We start from the raw sequence: 19,866 nt of genomic DNA, 5'->3' as shown, positions 1-19,866 counted from the left end.
GTCAGCGCATACGTCTCACCTGTTCTGTGCCTTGAAGGGGGCGGCAAACCATGGATTACAAGCTCACCAAGAAGAGCCAGGAGGCACTGTCGGCGGCGATCCGGAGGGCCACGGCGGACGGGAGCCCGCAGGTCGAGCCGGTTCACCTGCTCTCCGCTCTGCTCGGCCAGGCCGAGGGGGTGGTGCGTCCTCTGCTCAGGGAGGTGGGAGCCGATCCCGGAAGACTCTCCGCCCGGGTGGAGGAGGCGATCGCCGCCCTCCCCCGGGCCGCGGGAGCCACGGTCAACGCGCCGGCGAGTTCCCGGCCGCTCATCGTCTCGCTCAACACCGCGGCGCAGCGCGCCCGCCAACTGGAGGACGAGTACGTCTCCACCGAGCACCTGCTGGTCGGGCTGGCCACCGACGGCGGCACGGCCGCGACCCTGCTGCGGGAGGCGGGAGCCACCCCCGACGCGCTGCTGGACGCCTTCGAGCGGGTGCGCGGCAGCGCCCGCGTCACCTCGGAGACCCCCGAGGACACCTACCAGGCGCTGGAGAAGTACGGGGTCGACCTCACCCGGCGCGCCCGCGACGGCGAACTGGACCCGGTGATCGGCCGCGACGCGGAGATCCGCCGGGTGGTGCAGGTGCTGTCGCGGCGCACCAAGAACAACCCGGTGCTCATCGGCGAGCCCGGGGTGGGCAAGACCGCGGTCGTGGAGGGCCTGGCCCAGCGCATCGTCGCCGGGGACGTCCCCGAGTCGCTGCGCGACAAGCGGCTCATCTCGCTGGACCTGCCCGCGATGGTGGCCGGGGCGAAGTACCGGGGCGAGTTCGAGGAGCGGCTCAAGGCCGTCCTCAACGAGATCAAGCAGAGCAACGGCCAGATCATCACGTTCATCGACGAGCTGCACACCGTGGTCGGCGCCGGCGCGGCCGAGGGCGCGATGGACGCGGGCAACATGCTCAAGCCGATGCTGGCCCGCGGCGAGTTGCGCATGGTCGGCGCGACCACCCTCGACGAGTACCGCGAGCGCATCGAGAAGGACCCGGCGCTGGAGCGGCGGTTCCAGCAGGTGCTGGTCGGCGAGCCGTCGGCGGCCGACACCATCGCCATCCTGCGCGGCCTGAAGGGCCGCTACGAGGCGCACCACAAGGTGCAGATCGCCGACTCGGCGCTGGTGGCGGCGGCGACCCTCTCCGACCGCTACATCACCGCCCGCTTCCTCCCGGACAAGGCCATCGACCTGATCGACGAGGCTGCGTCGCGGCTGCGCATGGAGATCGACTCCCGGCCGGTGGAGATCGACGAGCTGCAACGCGCCGTGGACCGCCTCAAGATGGAGGAGATGGCGCTGAGCAAGGAGTCCGACACCGCCTCCCGGCAGCGGCTGGAGCGGCTGCGCGCCGACCTCGCCGACAAGCAGGAGCAGCTCGACGCGCTGGTCGCCCGCTGGGAGCAGGAGAAGGCCGGGCTCAACCGGGTCGGCGAGCTCAAGGAGCGGCTGGACGAACTGCGCGGCCAGGCCGAACGCGCCCAGCGCGACGGCGACTTCGAGGAGGCGTCCCGGCTGATGTACGGGGAGATCCCGCAACTGGAGCGGCAGTTGGCGGAGGCCGCCTCCGAGGAGAACTCGGCCGAGCGGCAGGCCACCATGGTCAAGGAGGAGGTCGGCGCCGACGACGTGGCCGACGTGGTGTCGTCGTGGACCGGCATCCCCGTGGGGCGGCTGCTGGAGGGCGAGACCGCCAAGCTGCTGCGCATGGAGGAGGAGCTGGGCAAGCGCCTGGTCGGCCAGCGGCGCGCGGTGGCCGCGGTCTCCGACGCGGTGCGCCGGGCGCGCGCCGGGATCTCCGACCCCGACCGGCCCACCGGGTCCTTCCTGTTCCTCGGCCCCACGGGCGTGGGCAAGACGGAGCTGGCCAAGGCGCTGGCGGAGTTCCTGTTCGACGACGAGCGCGCGATCGTGCGCCTCGACATGAGCGAGTACTCCGAGAAGCACTCGGTGGCCCGCCTGGTCGGCGCGCCCCCCGGCTACGTCGGCTACGAGGAGGGCGGCCAGCTCACCGAGGCGGTGCGGCGCCGCCCCTACACGGTGGTGCTGCTGGACGAGGTGGAGAAGGCGCACATCGAGGTCTTCGACACCCTGCTCCAGGTCCTCGACGACGGCCGGCTCACCGACGGCCAGGGCCGCCACGTGGACTTCCGCAACACCATCCTCATCCTCACCTCCAACCTGGGCTCGCAGTTCCTGGTGGATCCGGCGCTGGACGACTCCCAGCGGCACGACCGGGTCATGCAGGTGGTGCGCAGCACCTTCAAGCCGGAGTTCCTCAACCGGCTGGACGACGTGATCGTGTTCGACGCGCTGTCCACCGACGAGCTGACCAAGATCGTCGACCTCCAGGTGGACCGCCTGGCCCGGCGGCTGGCGGACCGGCGGCTGAAGCTGGACGTCACCCCGGCGGCCCGCGAGTGGCTGGCGCTGACCGGCTACGACCCGGTCTACGGCGCCCGTCCGCTGCGGCGGCTGGTGCAGACCGCCATCGGCGACCCGCTGGCCCGCGAACTGCTGTCGGGAGAGCTCGTCGAGGGCGACACCGTCCGCGTGGACCTGGACGAGTCCAAGGACGCGCTGTCGGTGGGCCGGGCGGAAGGCGTCGTGCCCGCCGCGTGAGGTGCGGCTGTGCGGGGGCGGCGGCGTGCGGACGCCGCCGCCCCCTTCCGGATGCCGCGCGTCACGCCGGCGCCCGCTCCGCGCTCCGTCGGCGGTGCGCACCCTCCCGGGGCGGGGCCGAGCCGTCCGGGAGGTTTCCTGCCGCCCCGCGGGGGAGGAGGACAATGGCTTTCAGGCGCTTCGGCTGGGAGGAGCAGGCATGCGTGCGAGGGTGCCGCGCCGGGACGACGACACGCCTCGGCGTCACCACCACGAGTTCACCAACGTCGTGCTGCGCGCGATCACGTGCCAACTCGGCCCCCGGTTCTTCACCCTGGCCCGCGAGAAGCAGCTCGCCGAGGGGCTGCTCGGCGCGTGGGAGCGCACCGGAGCCGCGCTGCCCGAGGAGCAGCGGCTGCCGTCCGCCGGGCTGACCACCCTCTTCACCGTCCGCGGCTCGCTGGAGGCCGCCGTGGTGGTGCTGCCCCAGCCGATGCGGTCCAAAGAGGCGTACCTGGTGTGCGGGACCCGCAGCGACGACCCGTTCCTCGGCCCCGGCGACCCGGACTTCTACGTCCTGGAGGCCGACCGCACGTTCCGCGGCACCACCACCGAGCGCCGGACCCGGCTGGTCCGCTGGACCCGCGACGGGCGCAGCCTCGACCTGGGGGAGGGGCCGCTGCCCGAGGTCGGCGCGATGGTGGACGCGATCATCCGGGTGATGGCCATCGGGTCATGAGGGTGTCACTCCGGCGCACTGGCACCGGACTTCTACTGGGTAGTAACATTATTTTGTTACCAGTCAGTAGATCGCTGTGTGGGAACAGCGGCAGTGACACAGCGGAGCGCGGGCATGACGCACTACAAGAGCAACCTCCGGGACCTCGAGTTCAATCTGTTCGAGGTGTTCAACCGCCAGGAGGTCATGGGCTCGGGTCCCTTCGAGGACCTCGACGAGGACACCGCCCGTGACATCCTGGCCGAGGTCAACCGGCTGGCCAGCGGAGTGCTGGCGGAGTCCTTCGCGGACGCCGACCGCAACCCCCCGGTCTTCGACCCCGAGACCAACTCGGTGAAGATCCCCGAGAGCTTCAAGAAGTCCTACCGGGCTTACATGGACGCCGAGTGGTACCGCCTCGACCTGCCCCCGGAACTGGGCGGCACCGGTGCTCCCCGCTCCCTGGTGTGGGCCGTGGCCGAGATGATCCTCGGCGCCAACCCCGCCGTGCACATGTACTCCGCGGGCCCCGGCTTCGCCAACGTCCTCTGGCAGGAGGGCAACGAGGAGCAGAAGAAGTTCGCCAAGCTGGCCATCGAGCGCGGCTGGGGCGCCACCATGGTCCTCACCGAGCCCGACGCGGGCTCCGACGTGGGCGCCGGCCGCACCAAGGCGATCAAGCAGGACGACGGCACCTGGCACATCGAGGGCGTCAAGCGCTTCATCACCTCGGCCGAGCACGACATGGCCGAGAACATCTTCCACCTCGTGCTCGCCCGCCCCGAGGGCCACGGCCCCGGCACCAAGGGCCTCTCGCTGTTCCTGGTGCCCAAGTACCTGGTCAACGAGGACGGCTCGCTCGGGGAGCGCAACGGCGTCTACGTCACCAACGTCGAGCACAAGATGGGCCTGAAGGTCTCCACCACCTGCGAGCTGACCTTCGGCGCCAAGCACCCGGCCGTCGGCTACCTCGTCGGCGACAAGCACGACGGCATCCGGCAGATGTTCCTCATCATCGAGTACGCCCGGATGATGGTCGGCACCAAGGCCATCGCCACCCTGTCCACCGGCTACCTCAACGCGCTCGCCTACGCCAAGGAGCGCGTCCAGGGCCCCGACCTCACCCGGCAGACCGACAAGACCGCCCCCCGGGTCACCATCACCCACCACCCGGACGTGCGCCGCAGCCTGATGATGCAGAAGGCCTACGCCGAGGCGCTGCGCGCGCTGGTCATCTACACCGCCACCCAGCAGGACGCGGTGCAGATCGCCACCGCCAACGGACAGGACGCCTCCGAGTACGAGGCCATGAACGACCTGCTGCTGCCGCTGGTCAAGGGCGTGGGCTCGGAGCGCTCCTACGCGCTGCTGGCCGAGTCCCTGCAGGTCCTCGGCGGCTCCGGCTACCTCCAGGACTACCCGATCGAGCAGTACATCCGGGACTCCAAGATCGACACCCTCTACGAGGGCACCACCGCCATCCAGGGCATGGACCTGTTCTTCCGCAAGATCGTGAAGAACAACGGCCAGGCGCTGGGCAAGCTCATGGGCGAGATCCAGGCGTTCGCCAAGAGCGACGCGGGCAACGGCCGGCTCAAGAACGAGCGGGCGCTGCTCGCCGAGGCCGCCGTCGACGTCCAGGCGATCGTGGAGGCCATGGTCGGCGACGCCATGCGGTCCATGGAGGAGCCCCGCGAGATCTACAAGGTGGGCCTCAACACCACCCGCCTGCTGCTCGCCCTGGGCGACCTGGTGCTGGGCTGGCTGCTGCTGCGCCAGGCCGAGGTCGCGCTGTCCCGTCTCGACAGCGCGAGCGAGGCCGACCGGGACTTCTACACCGGCAAGATCGCCGCCGCGAAGTTCTTCGCCGACCAGGTCCTGCCGCGGCTGTCCGTGGAGCGCAAGATCGCCGAGCGCACCACGCTGGACCTGATGGACCTGCCCGAGTCCGCGTTCTGACCCGCCCTCTCCCGGCGGCACGGCCGACCGGGAGGGCGCCGCACGAACGACGAGGCGGGGGCCGCACGGCCCCCGCCTCCGCTATTCCTCCGGCGGCGTCGGCGTGCTGCGCAACTGGCTCGACGGGAGGCGCAGCGGCCCGCTCCGGCGCGGCCTGAGCACCATGGGGCGGCGCCGGATCACCGGCTCGGGGCCCGGCGGCACGGTGTCCTCCTCGTCGTCCCCGTCGTCGGCTCCGGCCCCGTCGGAGGCGGAGCCGGACGCGGCCTGCGGGGCGGCCGGTTCGGGCACGGCCGGGTGCGCCTCGTCCCCGGCCGGGTCGTCGGCGAGCACGGGGTCGCCCACCCACCCCTCCTCCGGGTCGTCGACGCTCTCCCAGTCCTCGTCGTCGACTCCGGTGCGCTCCGACTCCGCGGGGGCGGTCTCCACGGGCCGACCGTCCCCGTCGGACCGCGACCGGTCGCGGACACCGGCGGCCTGCCGGATCGCACTGCCCTCCCGGGAGGGGACGCGCTTGGGCAGCGCGCCGCCCTCGGCCGTGGAGGAGGCCGCCTCGGACGCGGGCGCGGCCTCCGTCTCCTCCGTCTCCTCCGGGACGCGGGACCGCCCTGCCGGTTCGGCCCGGAAGAAGCTGTCGAACAGGTCCGGCACGGCCGGCTCCGCAGCGGCCGCCGCAGGGTCGACCGCGGGCTCCGGCGCGGGGAACGGCGTGGTGTCCGCCACCGGATCGGGCAGCGGAGAGCGCGCCGGAACCGGTTCCGGCGCCACGGAGGCGCGCCTGGGAAGCGGGTCCACGGGAGCGGCGGCGGCCGGAACACGCACCGCTTCGGTGTCCTCCCCGTCCTCGTCCGGCTCCGGCGCGTCCGGCCCGGGCTCGTCGGCCTCCCCGGCGGGCTGCTGCGGCTCGGCGGGACGCTCCCCCCGGACCTGCGCCACGATCCACAGGGTCAGCCGGAACGAGATGAGCAGCGCGACCCACGGCGCGATCGCGACCACGAGCGTCGCCACCCACTCCAGCAGCTCGTAGCGGAACGAGCGCAGGGCGCTGGCCGCGGCCGCCGCCAGGATCATCGCCAGCACCAGCAGGTCCACCCAGAGCCGGCGCCGCCGCGGGGCCTCGCGCAGCAGGTAGGTGGTCCAGAAGGCCATCAGCAGCAGCAGGGTGAACAGCCCGGGGTACAGGTGCGCGGTCCACCCGGCCGCGCCGCCGCGCACGGCGATCTGGTAGATGCCGTTGTAGGACAGCAGGACGGCGCAGGACGCGATCACGGCCACGCCGAGCACGGCCATCACGATGACAGCCGCGCGTGAGGACCCGCCCGCCGCGCTCCGCGGGGGAGGCGTACGGCGAGGGGGCCGGGAGGAACGGGAGGATTGTGCTGCCATCGTGCGCAGGCTAACCCAAAACGCCTGCTCGTACGAGGCTTCCGGCCGAAAACGGCAGGGCGGGACGGTTCCGGCCGCCGCAGCCCCGCGCAGGTCCTCCCAGCTAGGAGGAGGTGCGCCGGTCGAAGGCCTACGCGGCGCCCACCGGGGGCGTGCACCGCGTCACGACTTCGGCCCCGGCGGCCCGGCCCATTAGGGACGACCGCTTCACCGGTGTTCCGGTCGCGCCCGTCCACAGCCGTGGGCTGCGGAAATCGCCGAAGGGGCCGAGGAACGGCTACTCTGGGCACCGTGAGTCTGCGCTTCTATGACACCCGAGCCCGACAGGTCCGCGAATTCGTCCCGCTGCGCGAGGGATGTGTCTCGCTGTACCTGTGTGGTGCCACGGTGCAGGCTCCCCCGCACATCGGGCACATCCGCTCGGGCGTGAGCTTCGACATCCTCCGCCGCTGGCTGATCTACCGCGGCTACCGGGTCGTCTTCTGCCGCAACGTCACCGACATCGACGACAAGATCCTCCGCGTCGCCGCCTCCGAGGGCGTCGAGTGGTGGGAGGTCAGCGAACGCAACCACCGCGCCTTCACCTGGGCCTACGACACCCTGGGCTGCCTGCCGCCCACCGTCGAGCCGCGCGCCACCGGCCACGTCCCGGAGATGATCGAGCTGATGCGGCGGCTCATCGAGCGCGGCCACGCCTACGCCGCCGAGGACGGCTCCGGCGACGTCTACTTCGACGTCACCTCGTACCCCAAGTACGGTTCGCTGTCCAACCAGCGCGTCGACGAGATGCGCGCCGCCGAGGACGGCGACGCGCGCGCCAAGCGCGACCCCCGCGACTTCGCGCTGTGGAAGGGCGCCCGCCCCGGCGAGCCCTCCTGGCCCACCCCGTGGGGTCCGGGACGCCCCGGCTGGCACCTGGAGTGCTCGGCGATGGCCACCAAGTACCTCGGCCCCACGTTCGACATCCACGGCGGCGGCGTCGACCTGGTCTTCCCGCACCACGAGAACGAGAGCGCGCAGTCCAACGCGGCCGGGGACGGCTTCGCCCGCTACTGGCTGCACAACGGCATGCTCACCACCGGCGGCGAGAAGATGAGCAAGTCGCTGGGCAACTCGCTGCTGATCCCGGAGGTCGTCCAGCGGGTCCGCCCCGTCGAGCTCCGCTACTACCTGGGCCAGGCCCACTACCGCTCCAACCTCGACTACACCGAGGAGTCGCTGCGCGAGGCCGCCGCCGCCTACCAGCGCTTCGAGAACTTCCTCGTCCGGGTCAACGAGATCGCCGGGCCGATCCCGGAGGGCGTCCCCGTGCCCGACGAGTTCGCCGCCGCCCTCGACGACGACCTGGGCGTCCCCCAGGCGCTGGCAGTGGCCCACACCCACGTGCGCGAGGGCAACTCCGCGCTCGCGGAGGGGGCCAAGGAGCGCGCCGCCGAGATCGCCGGACGGCTGCGGGCGATGCTCGCGGTCCTCGGCCTGGACCCGCTGTCGCCGCAGTGGGCGCAGTCCGACGACTCGGGGCTGCGCGACGTGGTCGACTCGCTGGTGTCGGTGGTGCTGGAGCAGCGCCAGGCGGCGCGCAGGCGCAAGGACTACGCCACCGCGGACCAGATCCGCGACCAGCTCGCCGAGGCGGGGATCGCCGTCGAGGACACCCCCCAGGGACCGCGCTGGGAACTGAGACGCGACTAGGACATCCGGTTCCGGCAGCGGCGCGGCGCCCGAACGGGCCGCACCGCTGCCGGAGTTTTTGCTGAAGGACAGGACATGCCGTCGAAGAGGACGAAGAAGGGTCCCACCAAGGGCAGCGGCGGCAAGGGCCGCCGCGCGCTTGAGGGCAAGAAGGGCACGCTTCCCGCCGAGAAGCGGCACTGGTACGCCGAGAAGCAGCGGGCCAAGGCCGCCGAACGCGCCCAGCACCGGGCGCTGAAGCCGGTGGTGCGCCCCGCAGGAGACCTTCCCGGGGCGACGGTGCGCGGGCGGGACGGCTCGGAGCTGCTCATCGGCCGCAACCCGGTGGTCGAGGCGCTGCGCGCCAAGGTGCCCGCGACCCGGCTGCTGCTGTCCAACAGCCTCGACCCCGACGAGCGGGTCGCCGAGGCCGCCAAACTCGCGGGGCGGCAGGGCATCGAGATCGCCGAGGTCTCCCGACCCGAGCTGGACCGGCGCTGCGAGCGCTACGGGCTGCCCAAGGCCGCCCACCAGGGCCTGGTCCTCCAGGTGCGCCCCTACGAGTACGCCACGGCCGAGGACCTGCTCGACGAGGCGCAGCAGAAGAGCGAGACCACCCCGCTGGTGGTCGCCCTGGACGGGGTCACCGACCCGCACAACCTGGGCGCGATCGCCCGCTCGGCGGCGGCGTTCGGCGCGAACGGGCTGATCGTGCCCGAGCGGCGCGCCGCGGGCGTGACCACGGCCGCGTGGAAGGCGTCGGCGGGAACCCTGGCCCGCCTGCCGGTGGCGCAGGTCGTCAACCTGACCCGCACGCTCAAGCAGTACCAGCAGGCCGGATTCTTCGTCGCCGGTCTGGACGCGGACGGCGACACCCCCCTCGACCAGTTGGAACTGGCCACCGAGCCGCTGGTGGTCGTGGTGGGCTCGGAGGGCCGGGGCCTGTCCCGCCTGGTCCGCGAGACCTGCGACGTCGTGGTCTCCATCCCCATCCACGGGGTGGAGTCCCTCAACGCGTCGGTCGCCGCCGGAGTCGCCCTGTACGAGGTGGCGCGCCGTCGCACGGCAGCGGAGTGAGTCCGGAACCGGTACCATTCCCCTGGGTGTCCCGACACTTTCCCCTAAGTGTCCTGACACTGGCCGGCATAGCTCAATTGGCAGAGCAGCCGCCTTGTAAGCGGCAGGTTAGGGGTTCAAGTCCCCTTGCCGGCTCTAACAACTTGCCGCGGGAGAACCGAGCGGTGCCGGAGACGACGTCCACGGCCGCGCATCCCTCTCCAGAAGCGAGCAACCGTCCCGCGGTTCGCCGCCTCCGCACCCCCGACCGGAAGAAGCCGCTCACCAGGGCAAGCAGGCCCGGGTGTTCTTTCCAGGACGGACCGTCCACGACACACCGACCTGCGCGTGCTCCCCGCGCATGCGGGGGTGGTTCTGTGTCGCGGTAGCGGTTTCTGTCTGCTTCGGCCGCGAGGCGCGGCAGCCTTGACCACCGCTCGGGCGCGGGAGGGATGGTCGGGTGGCGGGTTCCCAGACGGCGAAGCCCCGGGGACGGTGTCGTCGGACAGGCATCCAGAGGTGCAGCGCCGGGCAAGCGGGCGGGCGGGTTCCCGGGGTCAGCGCCGGGGAAAGAGGGGCGGGTTTCCAGGTGGCGCAGCGCTGCGGGAAGGTGACAGTCCCTCAGGTACCGGCGCGGCGGTCAAGGCTGCCGCGCCTCGCGGCCGAAGCAGAGCGGAGGATCTACCGCTCACATCGCCCCCGGCCGGGGCGTCCTGCCAACGCCTCCAGGACCCGACCGACCAATCGGAACGGCAGTGTGTTTCCGGGAAAGTTGGTCTAGGGTGGCTGCACGGGTGGAGGCCGCCCGCAAGGGTGGTCACGGCAAGATAACGCCCCGAGAAACCGCAGGTCAGTTTCTCTGCTCCCCACGCACGTGGGGATGGTCCGGCGCCGTCCCTGACGTACCGACTGGAGAGCGCCTGCTCCCCACGCACGTGGGGATGGTCCAACCCCCGGCCGAGGTGACCGGGGGTTTCAGGCCTGCTCCCCACGCACGTGGGGATGGTCCGCACGCTCGGTTGGGGAGTGCTGTTGTGGGCAACTGCTCCCCACGCACGTGGGGATGGTCCGCGCCACGGTCACCCTCCGATCTGCTGGAGTTCCTGCTCCCCACGCACGTGGGGATGGTCCGTCCGGCGCATCGAACCCGCGCCAGACGGCAGCCTGCTCCCCACGCACGTGGGGATGGTCCGTGGGGCACGGGCTGGTCAGCCAGAACGGACTGCTGCTCCCCACGCACGTGGGGATGGTCCGTCCCACTCACTGGGCTCTCCGTCCCGAGGGGTCTGCTCCCCACGCACGTGGGGATGGTCCGGCTTCAGCGAGGGCCTGGTACTCGGAGTACAGCTGCTCCCCACGCACGTGGGGATGGTCCGCCACGCGGCCAGGTCTGCGGCGACCGCGTCCGCTGCTCCCCACGCACGTGGGGATGGTCCGCTGAGCGGCGCCGGACTGGCCTACCTGTCCGGCTGCTCCCCACGCACGTGGGGATGGTCCAACCGAGTACCTCGACCGCCTCGACCAGCTGCCCTGCTCCCCACGCACGTGGGGATGGTCCGGGCCGCGCAGGGTTCGCTGAGGCGCTGCAGATCTGCTCCCCACGCACGTGGGGATGGTCCGGATCACCCCGCCCGGGGGCACGATTTGCACGACTGCTCCCCACGCACGTGGGGATGGTCCGATGTGGGCCGATCCGGATACGACCCCCGCGTCCTGCTCCCCACGCACGTGGGGATGGTCCTTGCAATCTAGTTCGCAGTTACAAGGGGCGGCCCTGCTCCCCACGCACGTGGGGATGGTCCGGTGACCACCCCCAACTGCCGGGCCCTCAGCAGCTGCTCCCCACGCACGTGGGGATGGTCCGACGAGGTAGCGGTCCACTAGGCGGGGCTGCTTCTGCTCCCCACGCACGTGGGGATGGTCCGACCCGAACAATCGGTACGAGGCGCGCCCCTACCTGCTCCCCACGCACGTGGGGATGGTCCGTGGTTTGAGTCTTCGCGCAAGTAGCGAGGAATCTGCTCCCCACGCACGTGGGGATGGTCCGACCGCCTCGGGTTGAACCTGCGCCGCAAAGCCCTGCTCCCCACGCACGTGGGGATGGTCCGTCCAGGATGACAAACGGTCCCATCGCCCCCGCCTGCTCCCCACGCACGTGGGGATGGTCCGCCCACGCCGGTAGTTCTTGAACTACTTCCTGCCTGCTCCCCACGCACGTGGGGATGGTTCTGTGTCGCAGTAACGGTTTCTGTCTGCTTCGGCCGCGAGGCGCGGCAGCCTCGAGCTCCCCTCGGGTTCGGGGGGGATTGTCGGGTGGCGGGTTTCCAGGTGGCGAAGCGCCTGGGCAGGAGGGGGTTTTCGGGTGGTGCAGCGCTGCGGGAAGCCGACAGTCCCTCAGGTGTCGGCGCGGCGGTCAAGGCTGCCGCGCCTCGCGGCCGAAGCAGAGGGGCAGTTCACCGCTCTCCATGGTCCCGGCCGGGGCAGGGGCTGCCGGTGTCCCGGGGGCCGGGCGGGCAGGGCCACGCGCGTGTCGGCCGCGCGCGGCCGGAAAGCCGACCAGGGGCACCAGGAGGAACAACAAACCCCGGAACAAGGCCGGGACAAGGGCTATAGGGTTCACGATGCGCTCAGCTCCTTGGTAGCTGGGTGCCACGCCCCCGGACGGTGGCTGCCGTCGCGGGGGTCTTCCACGTTCAGACCATAACCCAGGAAAGCTATGGCGTGCTATAGCTTGCTACAACATTGGACCGCTCGCTTGAGTATGCAATGGGTCTCTAGCGTGTGGTACATGGTGGAGCTAGCCGACAATCGCCCCAGGTGGCGACAGGTGCACGAGATCATCCGGGAGCGCATCCGTTCCGGCCACTACCAGCCAGGAACGCGCATCCCCTCGGTGATCCAGCTCCAAGAGGAATTCGGAATCGCCACGGCCACAGGCCAGAAGGTGATGCGAGCACTCCGCGCAGACGGCCTGATCTACACAGAGCCCGGCATGGGATCGTTCGTGGTGGAACAGCTCCCCGAGGAGCCGGGAGACTGAGACTGCCCCGGCGCCGCCGCATCGCCTGGTCGGCGGGCCTACCTCGTCCCGCAATGGTCTTCGTCTGCTTCGGCCGCAAGGCCCGGCAGCCTTGACCGCCGCGCCGGTACCTGAGGGACTGTCACCTTGCCGCAGCGCTGCACCACCTGGGAACCCGCCCCTGTTTCCCCGGCGCTTGGCCGTCTGGAAACCCGGCGGCCGACAATCCCTCCCGCACCCCAGGGGCGGTCAAGGCTGCCGGGCCTCCCGGCCGAGGCGGACCGGAGGGTTCACCGCCTCCGTCAGCCCCGACTTGGCCACCCTCACCATCTCCCATGGTTCTGGGGACAGAACGGGCATCTGTTCTGTCCCTAAGACCATGATCGTCAAGGCCATGTCGGTGGTCGGCCGTGAAGTTCGGCGGGAGGGGAACTTCCGGTTGGTTCCGCGTCCAGTGGACACCTTGGACAGCAGGCAGGGCACGAGCGACCGGGCCGAGGCTGTGGGGCGTTCCCGGCGGCCGGGGTGCTTCCACGGGGTTTCCAGGCCTGGATCGCTGCTGAAGCCTCAGGTCGTCAAGGCTGCTCCCGGCGTGCGCGGGGATGGGGCGTGCCTGCCCCCGGCCGAAGCAGGCCGGGGACTTGAGCTCTCACAGCGGCCACGGCCGGGCGGGCTTTCGCTGTTCCGACGGCCGGTCGCCGTCGTACTCCGGCTTCGGGCCTGTGCCCTGCGGGGGACAGGACCGTTCGTGTCACGATCATCAGAACTCTCCGTAGTCGAAGTTTTACTCCTCCTCCAGGAGAATCCCGCCGCCCGGGGTATCCGGCAGGTAGCCCTGCGGGGACGAGGGGGAGGGGGTGGACGGATGCGTGACGGAGAGTGGGTCGCCGACACCGGCGCGGAGCTGCGTGGAGTCCTGAAGATCATGGTCGACGCCGGGTGGCTGCCCGGCGGGGTGGCGGTGGTCGGTGCGGGGGAGCTGTGGGAGTTCGTCGCGGTCGGCCGCGTCGGCGTCGAGTGCGGGGAGGCGGTCACCGCGCCCGACACCCGCTACGACGTGGCCGGTCTCACCAAGGTCATGGCGACCTGGCCGCTGGTCGGCCAGGCGGTCGCCCGCGGGCTGCTGGACCTCGACGAGCCCGTGGGCAGGTACTTCCCCGGACGCTACCCGGGGGGCGGGGTGACCGTCCGGCAGATCCTCACCCACACCTCCCGCCTGAACCCGGTGACCTGGCTGGAACGCTACGTCGGCACCGAGCAGCCGCTGGCCGAGGCGATCCTCTCCGAACCGCTGGAGGAGCCCGGCTACCGCGCCACCGACCGGGGGTTCGTCCTGCTCGGCCTGCTACTGGAACGCCTGCACCGGCAGCCCCTGGACCGGCTCGCCGCCGACCTGTGGCGGCACGTCGGCCTGTCGGCGACCTGCTACGGCCCGCTGCCGCGCACCCCGTCGGTCGCGCCCACCGAACGCCGCATCCCCGGGACGACGGCCGTCTGGGGCGTGGTGCACAACGAGAGCGCCGCCCTGATGGGCGGGGTCGCGGGACACGCGGGAGTCTTCAGCACCGCCGCCGACCTGGGGGTCTTCGCCCGCGACCTGCTGGCGTGGCACGCCGGGGAGCACGGGGTGACCCCGTTCACCGCCTACGTGCGGCAGAGCTGGCTGCCGCACCAGCCGGTGGACAGCCGCTTCTCCCGCGGCCTGGCCTGGAAGGTCACCGACGACGGCCTCGTCTACCACCACGGGTACACCGGGACCAGCCTGTTCCTGCACCCGGCCACCCGGCGCTACGTCGGCCTGCTCACCAACGCCGTCCACTACGGGCGCCGCCGCCGCGGTCTGGGCGACCTCAGGGCGACCGTCCGCGCGGCGTTCAGCGGCTGACGCCGCGCCGCCCGCGTCCCCGGCGGCGGCGTCCCCGCACCGGACGGCGTTCGGGGGCCGCCTGTTCCGGCTCCTTCGTGCGCAGGTCGTAGGGGTCGGCCGAGCGCCGCCCCAGCACCACCAGGCCGATGACGGCCAGCAGCACCAGGAGCACCGCGCCGCCCGTCCACAGCACCCAGCCGGGCACGAGAGGCTCGTCGGCGAGCTGTTCGGCCAGGTCCGGGTCGAAGGGGGGCACGGTCTCGGCGGTCGTGCCCGCCGCCTTGAACGCTCCCGGCGCGCTCAGCGTCCCCGCCCCGTGGCCGGGCTGTCCCGCCTGGCCGGAGGAGGCGCCTTCGAGAAGCGCCTCGACCACCTGTTCCGGCTGGAGCTGCGGGTACTCGGCGCGGATCAGCGCGGCCACCCCCGCGGTGAACGCGGCGGCCGCGTCGCTGCCGCTCACCGTCGCATACCCGCCGCCCGCCTGCGGCGCGATGATCTCCTCGCCCGGCGCGGTCAGCGCGATGTGCTCGCCGCGGCTGGAGGAGGCCGAGAGCGTCCCGTCGGGGCCCACCGACCCCACCGCCAGCACGCCCGGGTAGGCGGCCGGGTACACGGCCGCGCCGTCCGCGCCGCCGGAGGCGACCACGACCACGCCGTTGTCCAGGGCGTAGTCCACCGCGTCCTGCGCGGCCTGGTCGGCCTGGGCGGAGAACGCGGAGGCGGGCAGCGGGATGCAGACGACCTGCGCCCCCTCGTCCACGGCGTGGCGGATGCCCTCGGCGAGCGCCGCCTGGTCGACCTCCCCGCCTCCGGGGCCGTCCGGTTCGGCGGCGACCCGGATCGAGAGGATCTCCGCCTCCGGGGCGGCTCCCATGACGCCGCCGGTGTGCTCGACGCCGTGCCCGCCGGCCGCGATGATCCCGGCCATCATCGTGCCGTGCACGCCGTAGCCGTCGCTGTCGGGCGACAGGTCCTCGCCGGTGAGGTCGGGGCCGACCGTGACTGAGTGCAGGTCGGGGTGGTCGGTGACCGCGCCGGTGTCGAGCAGGGCGACGGTGACTCCCGAGCCCTGGGTCTCCTCCCACACCTCGGCGGCGCCGACCGTGTCGAGCCCCCACTGTTCGAGGCGGAGGTCCGCACTGTCCACCGCCGCCTCCGCCGGAACGGTCAACGGTCCGACGGCCAGCACCGCGCAGACGCCCAGAGCCGTGAGCGTCCCGGTCCGTGTCGTGCGCATGGCGGCTTCAACCTCCCCGGCGGCCGGTGGCCTCAGACGAGGCGTCCCGGCCGAGACTGCTGTGGGCGCCTGTCATTCTCCCATGTGCTTTGCGCTGGTCAGTGCCAGTTCCACGGGCGCTCCGACCCGCAGGCCGAGCAGGTCGGCCGCGCTGCCGCCGTTCACGGCCAGCGCCAGCAGCCCGGCCGAGTCGGTGAACAGCAGCGGCTCCCCGGCGGGCACCGCGCCGAAGGTCGGGGCGACGGCGACGCTGCGCGCTCCGCCGGGCAGGCGCACCGTCACTCGGGCGGGCGGCTCCGGCGAGCCCAGGGCGGCGTGCAGGTCCTCGGGGAGCAGCGACAACTGGCAGTTGCCGAACCGGTCGACGGCGTGCACCTCGCCGCGGGCGAGGCCCGCGGAGACCTCCCGGACCGGTTCGGGCAGGCGCACCAGGCCCGCCGGGTCCACGGCCCTGCCGGCCTCGGACAGCGGCAGTCCGGCGGCGATCCGCGCCCCCACAGGGGCGTAGACGTCCCGGCCGTGGAAGGTGCGCGACACCGGGTGCCGCCACAGCGACGCGTTGGTCAGCTCGACGACGGCGTCGATCCCGCCGAGCGCCCGGGCCGCCCAGACCATCAGCCCGTTGTCGGGGCCGACCAGCACGTGCCCTCCCGCGGCGATCGCCACGGCGCGCCGTTCGGTGCCCACGCCCGGGTCCACCACGCACACGTGCACCGCGTCCGGCAGTTCGGGGGCGGTGTCGGCCAGCACGGTCGCGCCGCGCCGCACGTCCCCCGGTGGAATCTCGTGGGTGATGTCGATCACCGGCACACCCGGGGCGTGCCGCAGCATCTGCCCCTTGCAGGCGGCCACGAAGCCGTCCCGGGTCCCGTAGTCGGTGAGGAAGGACAGACAACTGTGGCCCCGACGGTCAGTCATTCCACTGTTCCCCCCGATCTTTCACCTGGAGTCGCTACGATAAGTCGCCCGATCCGGACGAGGAGGCGTCCAATGTCAGATGCCGGACCCAGATCCCAGGACCCTGACGATCGCGTCCCCCGGCGATCGACGACACAACAGCCCCAACTCGACGAACGCGACCAGCGCATCCTCTCCTTCGAGCGGCAGTGGTGGAAACTCGAGGGCTCCAAGGAGCAGGCCATCCGCGACGAGTTCGGTTTCTCGCCCACTCGCTACTACCAGATCCTCAACAGCCTCATCGACCGTCCCGAAGCACTGGTCTTCGACCCGATGACCGTCAAACGGCTCCGCCGCAGACGCGCGGACCGGCGACGACAGCGCACCGCCCGGAAACTCGGCATCCGACTCTAGGACGGCGGCGCGGAAGTGCCGGGCACTGCCCCGGGGCCGGGGTCCGGGAAGGACGCGAACCCCCGTCCCGGGGCCGCAGCCTGCGGTTTCGCCGCGGGAGCGAGCGGGGCCGGGGTTCCGGGGCCGTACGGCGGGTGCGTTCTGGAGCACAGCCGGGCGGGGTTCCGCCGCGACCGGTTCGGGGCATACCGGCACCGACCAGTCCACCGAGTGGAAAGCCGTCCATGACTCTTCTCAATCCGACGACCGAAACCGGCAGGACCGCGCTCGACCGTATCCGCGAGGCGCCCGACCGCGCCCTTCTCGCGTTCGACTTCGACGGGACGCTCGCGCCGATCGTGCCCGACCCGCGGGACTCCCGCGCCCACCCCGGCGCGGTCCCGGCGCTGCGCGCCCTGGCCGACCGGGTGCGCGCGGTCGCCGTCGTCACCGGACGCCCCGCCGCGGTGGCCGTCGAGTACGGCGGCCTCGACGCGGTGCCGGGCATCACCGTGCTCGGCCAGTACGGCCGGGAGCGCTGGGCGGACGGCGTGCTCACCGTCCCCGAGCCGCCGCCCGGCGTGGCCGCGGTGCGCGAGGCCCTGCCCGGGCTGCTGGAACGGGTGGGCGCGCCCGACGGCACCTGGATCGAGGACAAGCACCACGCGCTGGCCGTGCACACGCGGCGCACCGCCGACCCCGAGGCCGCGCTGGACCTGCTCCGGGCGCCGCTGGCCGAGCTCGCCGAGCAGACCGGGCTCGCGGTGGAGCCGGGGCGCATGGTCATCGAGCTGCGCCCGCCCGGTGTGGACAAGGGAGCGGCGCTCACCGGCCTGGTCGCCGAGACGGGCGCGCAGGCGGTGCTGTACGCCGGGGACGACCTGGGCGACCTCGCGGCCTACGACGCGGTGGAGCAGTTGCACGAGCAGGGCGTGGCCGGGTTCAAGCTGTGCAGCGGTTCTGCGGAGGTCACCGAACTCGCCAAGCGGGCCGACCTGGTGGTGGACGGCCCGTCCGGAGTGGTGGCGTTCCTGGAGGAGCTCGGGGCGGCCCTGGGCGGCTGAACCGTCCGGGGCCGCCCGTCGGCCGGCGGCGTCGGTCCCGGCGCCGCCGGTCATCGGACAGGTCCTCCGGCGCCGGGGCCGTGCCGCGCCCGGTGCCGGAGGAATCGGGTCAGTCCAGCGCCCGCAACTGGTCGGCGAACCAGCGGTGCGGGGGCAGCGCGGCCGCGGCCTCGGCCAGGCGCTCGGTGCGCTGCCTGCGCTCCTCGTCGCCCATGCTCAGCGCCCGGTGCAGCGCGGCGGCGGTCTCGGACACGTCGTAGGGGTTGACCAGCAGCGCGTCGGCGCCCAGGTCGTCGGCGGCGCCCGCCTCGGTGGAGAGCACCAGGGCCACCCCGTCCAGCGACAGGACCGGCCCCTCCTTGGCGACCAGGTTCATGCCGTCGCGGATCGGGTTGACCAGCAGCACGTCGGCGATCTGGTAGGACGCCAGGGAGCGCGGGTAGTCGTCGTTGACCTCCAGCACCACCGGCGTCCAGCCGTCGGTGCCGAACTCGGCGTTGATCGCTTCGGCGGTGGCGTGCACCGACGCGGTGTAGGCGCGGTACTCGGCCACGCCGCCCCGGCTGGGGTAGGCGAACGCCAGGTGGGTGACGCGGCCGCGCCACTCGGGGTGCTCGCGCAGCAGCTCGCCGAAGGCTTCCAGGCCCCGCACGATGTTCTTGGACAGCTCGGTGCGGTCCACCCGCACGACCAGCTTGCGGTCGCCGACCCGTTCGCGCAGCCGCTCCCGCCACTGCGCCACGTCCTCGGCGGCGGCCCGCTCCCGCAGTCCTTCGGCGTCCGCGCCCAGGCCGTGCACGCCGACGCGCACGATCCGGCCGCCGTACTCGACGGCGCGGGTGCTCCAGTTCACCGGGGCGCGCAGGAACACCTCGCAGCAGCGCAGGAACGCGTCGGCCCAGCGCACGCTGAGGAAGCCCAGGTAGTCGGCGCCGAGCATGCCCGCCAGGAGCTCCCGGCCGATCTCGGCGGGCAGCATCCGGAAGTACTCCGGCGGCGCCCAGGGGGTGTGGGAGAAGTGCGTGATGCGCAGGTCCGGGCGGCGTACCCGCAGCATCCGGGGCACCAGCGCCAGGTGGTAGTCCTGCACCGCCACCTTCGCCCCCTCGTCGGCGCCGGTGAGCAGCGCCTCGGCGAAGGCGGAGTTGTAGGCCCGGTAGTCCGCCCACTCGCTGCGGAACCGCGCACCGAACGCCGGTTTGTTGGGGGTGTCGTAGAGCATGTGGTGAACGAACCACAGTGTGGAGTTCGCCACAGAGTTGTAGGCGTTGTCGAAAGTCTCGGCGGGAATGTCCAGCATGCGTACACTGGCTCCGCCCACGTCGTACCCGGCCTTGTCCAGCCGACCCTCCGGGGCGGCCCCGGCGGCCTTGCGGTCGGCGTCGGACAGCGCCGCGCACACCCAGAGAGTGTCGATCTCGGCGGCCACCGAACTCAGTCCCGAGACCAGGCCGCCGCCACCGCGCCGGGACCGGACGGTGCCGTCGTCCCCGATCGAGAAGGACACTGGTCCCCTGTTGGAAGCGACGAGGATCTGTGCCTTGTCCACCTGTTGGTCCACCTCTCAGCGGTCGGAGTCCGATGCCCCATTTGACTACACGGCCCTTGAGCCGACGGGAGGCGGGTCGCGTCCCACGGTCTGGTTAGTGTCGCCCGTCGCGCAGTCGCGCAAACCGTCCCGGGGGTTGCGTTGCGTCACATTGGGCTGGGCGGGGGAACGGCGGACGAACTACCCGGCATGGAAAAAACGACACACAGTCGGTTAGAGTGACCGTCGGGTCTCGTTCGGAGAACGAGCGCACAACTTCACATTGCTCATCCAGAGGGGTGGAGGGACACGGCCCTGTGAAGCCCCGGCAACCATCCCGGTGGACGTTGCTCGTCAGGTGCGAGGCGGCCGGGACAGGTGCCAACTCCGTCCCGGCGCCAGGGTGGCGCGCGGGGAAGATGAGGGGAGGACGCC

The 19,866-nt window shown here is 72.1% G+C and carries 13 protein-coding genes, 1 tRNA gene, 1 CRISPR repeat array and 1 riboswitch; of the genes, 10 read left to right on the top strand and 4 right to left on the bottom strand.

Annotated features, from left to right (window positions below; genetic code table 11):
• The first annotated feature begins 50 nt into the window (after nt 1–50).
• The 3 genes from clpB (at nt 51) to AC529_RS04590 (ending at nt 5,313) form a co-directional block, all read left to right on the top strand.
• A complete protein-coding gene (clpB, locus tag AC529_RS04600) occupies nt 51–2,657 on the top strand; it encodes an ATP-dependent chaperone ClpB (RefSeq protein WP_068753758.1) in 2,607 nt (868 codons plus the stop codon).
• Nucleotides 2,658–2,856: 199 nt separating this feature from the next.
• Nucleotides 2,857–3,375, top strand: coding sequence for a hypothetical protein (locus AC529_RS04595; protein WP_068753757.1), 519 nt, complete (start codon nt 2,857–2,859; stop codon nt 3,373–3,375).
• Between the two features lie 114 nt (nt 3,376–3,489).
• Nucleotides 3,490–5,313: an acyl-CoA dehydrogenase gene (locus AC529_RS04590; protein WP_068753751.1), complete on the top strand. Its 1,824-nt coding sequence runs from the start codon at nt 3,490–3,492 to the stop codon at nt 5,311–5,313.
• A gap of 81 nt (nt 5,314–5,394) precedes the next feature.
• On the opposite strand, the gene AC529_RS04585 is transcribed toward AC529_RS04590, so the two are convergent.
• The gene (locus AC529_RS04585; RefSeq protein ID WP_068754530.1) at nt 5,395–6,603 is read right to left on the bottom strand and encodes a DUF2637 domain-containing protein; all 1,209 of its coding nucleotides are present in this window, start codon (nt 6,601–6,603) and stop codon (nt 5,395–5,397) included.
• Nucleotides 6,604–6,990: 387 nt separating this feature from the next.
• On the opposite strand from AC529_RS04585, the gene cysS reads away from it, so the two are divergent.
• The 5 genes from cysS (at nt 6,991) to AC529_RS04560 (ending at nt 14,330) form a co-directional block, all read left to right on the top strand.
• Complete coding sequence (cysS, locus tag AC529_RS04580; RefSeq protein WP_068753750.1) at nt 6,991–8,391, top strand: cysteine--tRNA ligase; 1,401 nt, start codon at nt 6,991–6,993, stop codon at nt 8,389–8,391.
• 75 nt (nt 8,392–8,466) lie between these two features.
• Nucleotides 8,467–9,447: a 23S rRNA (guanosine(2251)-2'-O)-methyltransferase RlmB gene (gene rlmB / locus AC529_RS04575; RefSeq protein WP_068753748.1), complete on the top strand. Its 981-nt coding sequence runs from the start codon at nt 8,467–8,469 to the stop codon at nt 9,445–9,447.
• A 62-nt stretch (nt 9,448–9,509) separates the two neighbouring features.
• Nucleotides 9,510–9,582 (top strand) — tRNA-Thr (locus tag AC529_RS04570).
• Nucleotides 9,583–10,285: 703 nt separating this feature from the next.
• Nucleotides 10,286–11,656: a CRISPR direct-repeat array (repeat unit 29 nt; unit sequence CTGCTCCCCACGCACGTGGGGATGGTCCG).
• Between the two features lie 597 nt (nt 11,657–12,253).
• Nucleotides 12,254–12,466 (top strand): GntR family transcriptional regulator, encoded by a 213-nt coding sequence (locus AC529_RS04565; protein ID WP_232306570.1) that lies wholly within the window; start codon nt 12,254–12,256, stop codon nt 12,464–12,466.
• Between the two features lie 844 nt (nt 12,467–13,310).
• Entirely contained in the window at nt 13,311–14,330 is a 1,020-nt protein-coding gene (locus AC529_RS04560; protein ID WP_068753744.1) for a serine hydrolase domain-containing protein, read from the top strand.
• Here the strand turns inward: AC529_RS04560 and AC529_RS04555 are convergent.
• Both AC529_RS04555 and AC529_RS04550 read right to left on the bottom strand, forming a co-directional pair.
• The gene (locus tag AC529_RS04555) at nt 14,320–15,549 is read right to left on the bottom strand and encodes a S8 family serine peptidase (protein ID WP_068753743.1); all 1,230 of its coding nucleotides are present in this window, start codon (nt 15,547–15,549) and stop codon (nt 14,320–14,322) included. The genes AC529_RS04560 and AC529_RS04555 overlap by 11 nt on opposite strands.
• A gap of 72 nt (nt 15,550–15,621) precedes the next feature.
• Nucleotides 15,622–16,467 carry an SAM hydrolase/SAM-dependent halogenase family protein gene (locus AC529_RS04550; protein ID WP_068753740.1) on the bottom strand — a complete coding sequence of 282 codons (846 nt, stop codon included), beginning with the start codon at nt 16,465–16,467 and terminating at the stop codon, nt 15,622–15,624.
• 72 nt (nt 16,468–16,539) lie between these two features.
• Between AC529_RS04550 and AC529_RS04545 the strand changes: the two genes are divergently transcribed.
• A complete protein-coding gene (locus AC529_RS04545; protein ID WP_083947919.1) occupies nt 16,540–16,860 on the top strand; it encodes a DUF3263 domain-containing protein in 321 nt (106 codons plus the stop codon).
• Nucleotides 16,861–17,084: 224 nt separating this feature from the next.
• Entirely contained in the window at nt 17,085–17,903 is an 819-nt protein-coding gene (gene otsB, locus AC529_RS04540; protein WP_068753738.1) for a trehalose-phosphatase, read from the top strand.
• Between the two features lie 109 nt (nt 17,904–18,012).
• Here the strand turns inward: otsB and AC529_RS04535 are convergent, their stop codons facing one another.
• A complete protein-coding gene (locus AC529_RS04535) occupies nt 18,013–19,452 on the bottom strand; it encodes an alpha,alpha-trehalose-phosphate synthase (UDP-forming) (protein WP_068754524.1) in 1,440 nt (479 codons plus the stop codon).
• Nucleotides 19,453–19,715: 263 nt separating this feature from the next.
• Nucleotides 19,716–19,857, top strand: a riboswitch (SAM riboswitch).
• The last annotated feature ends 9 nt before the right edge of the window (nt 19,858–19,866 follow it).

It is taken from the genome of Thermobifida cellulosilytica TB100 (assembly GCF_001517975.1).
In the GTDB taxonomy this organism is placed as follows: Bacteria; Actinomycetota; Actinomycetes; order Streptosporangiales; family Streptosporangiaceae; genus Thermobifida; species Thermobifida cellulosilytica.
This window is presented reverse-complemented; position numbering and strand designations above follow the sequence as displayed.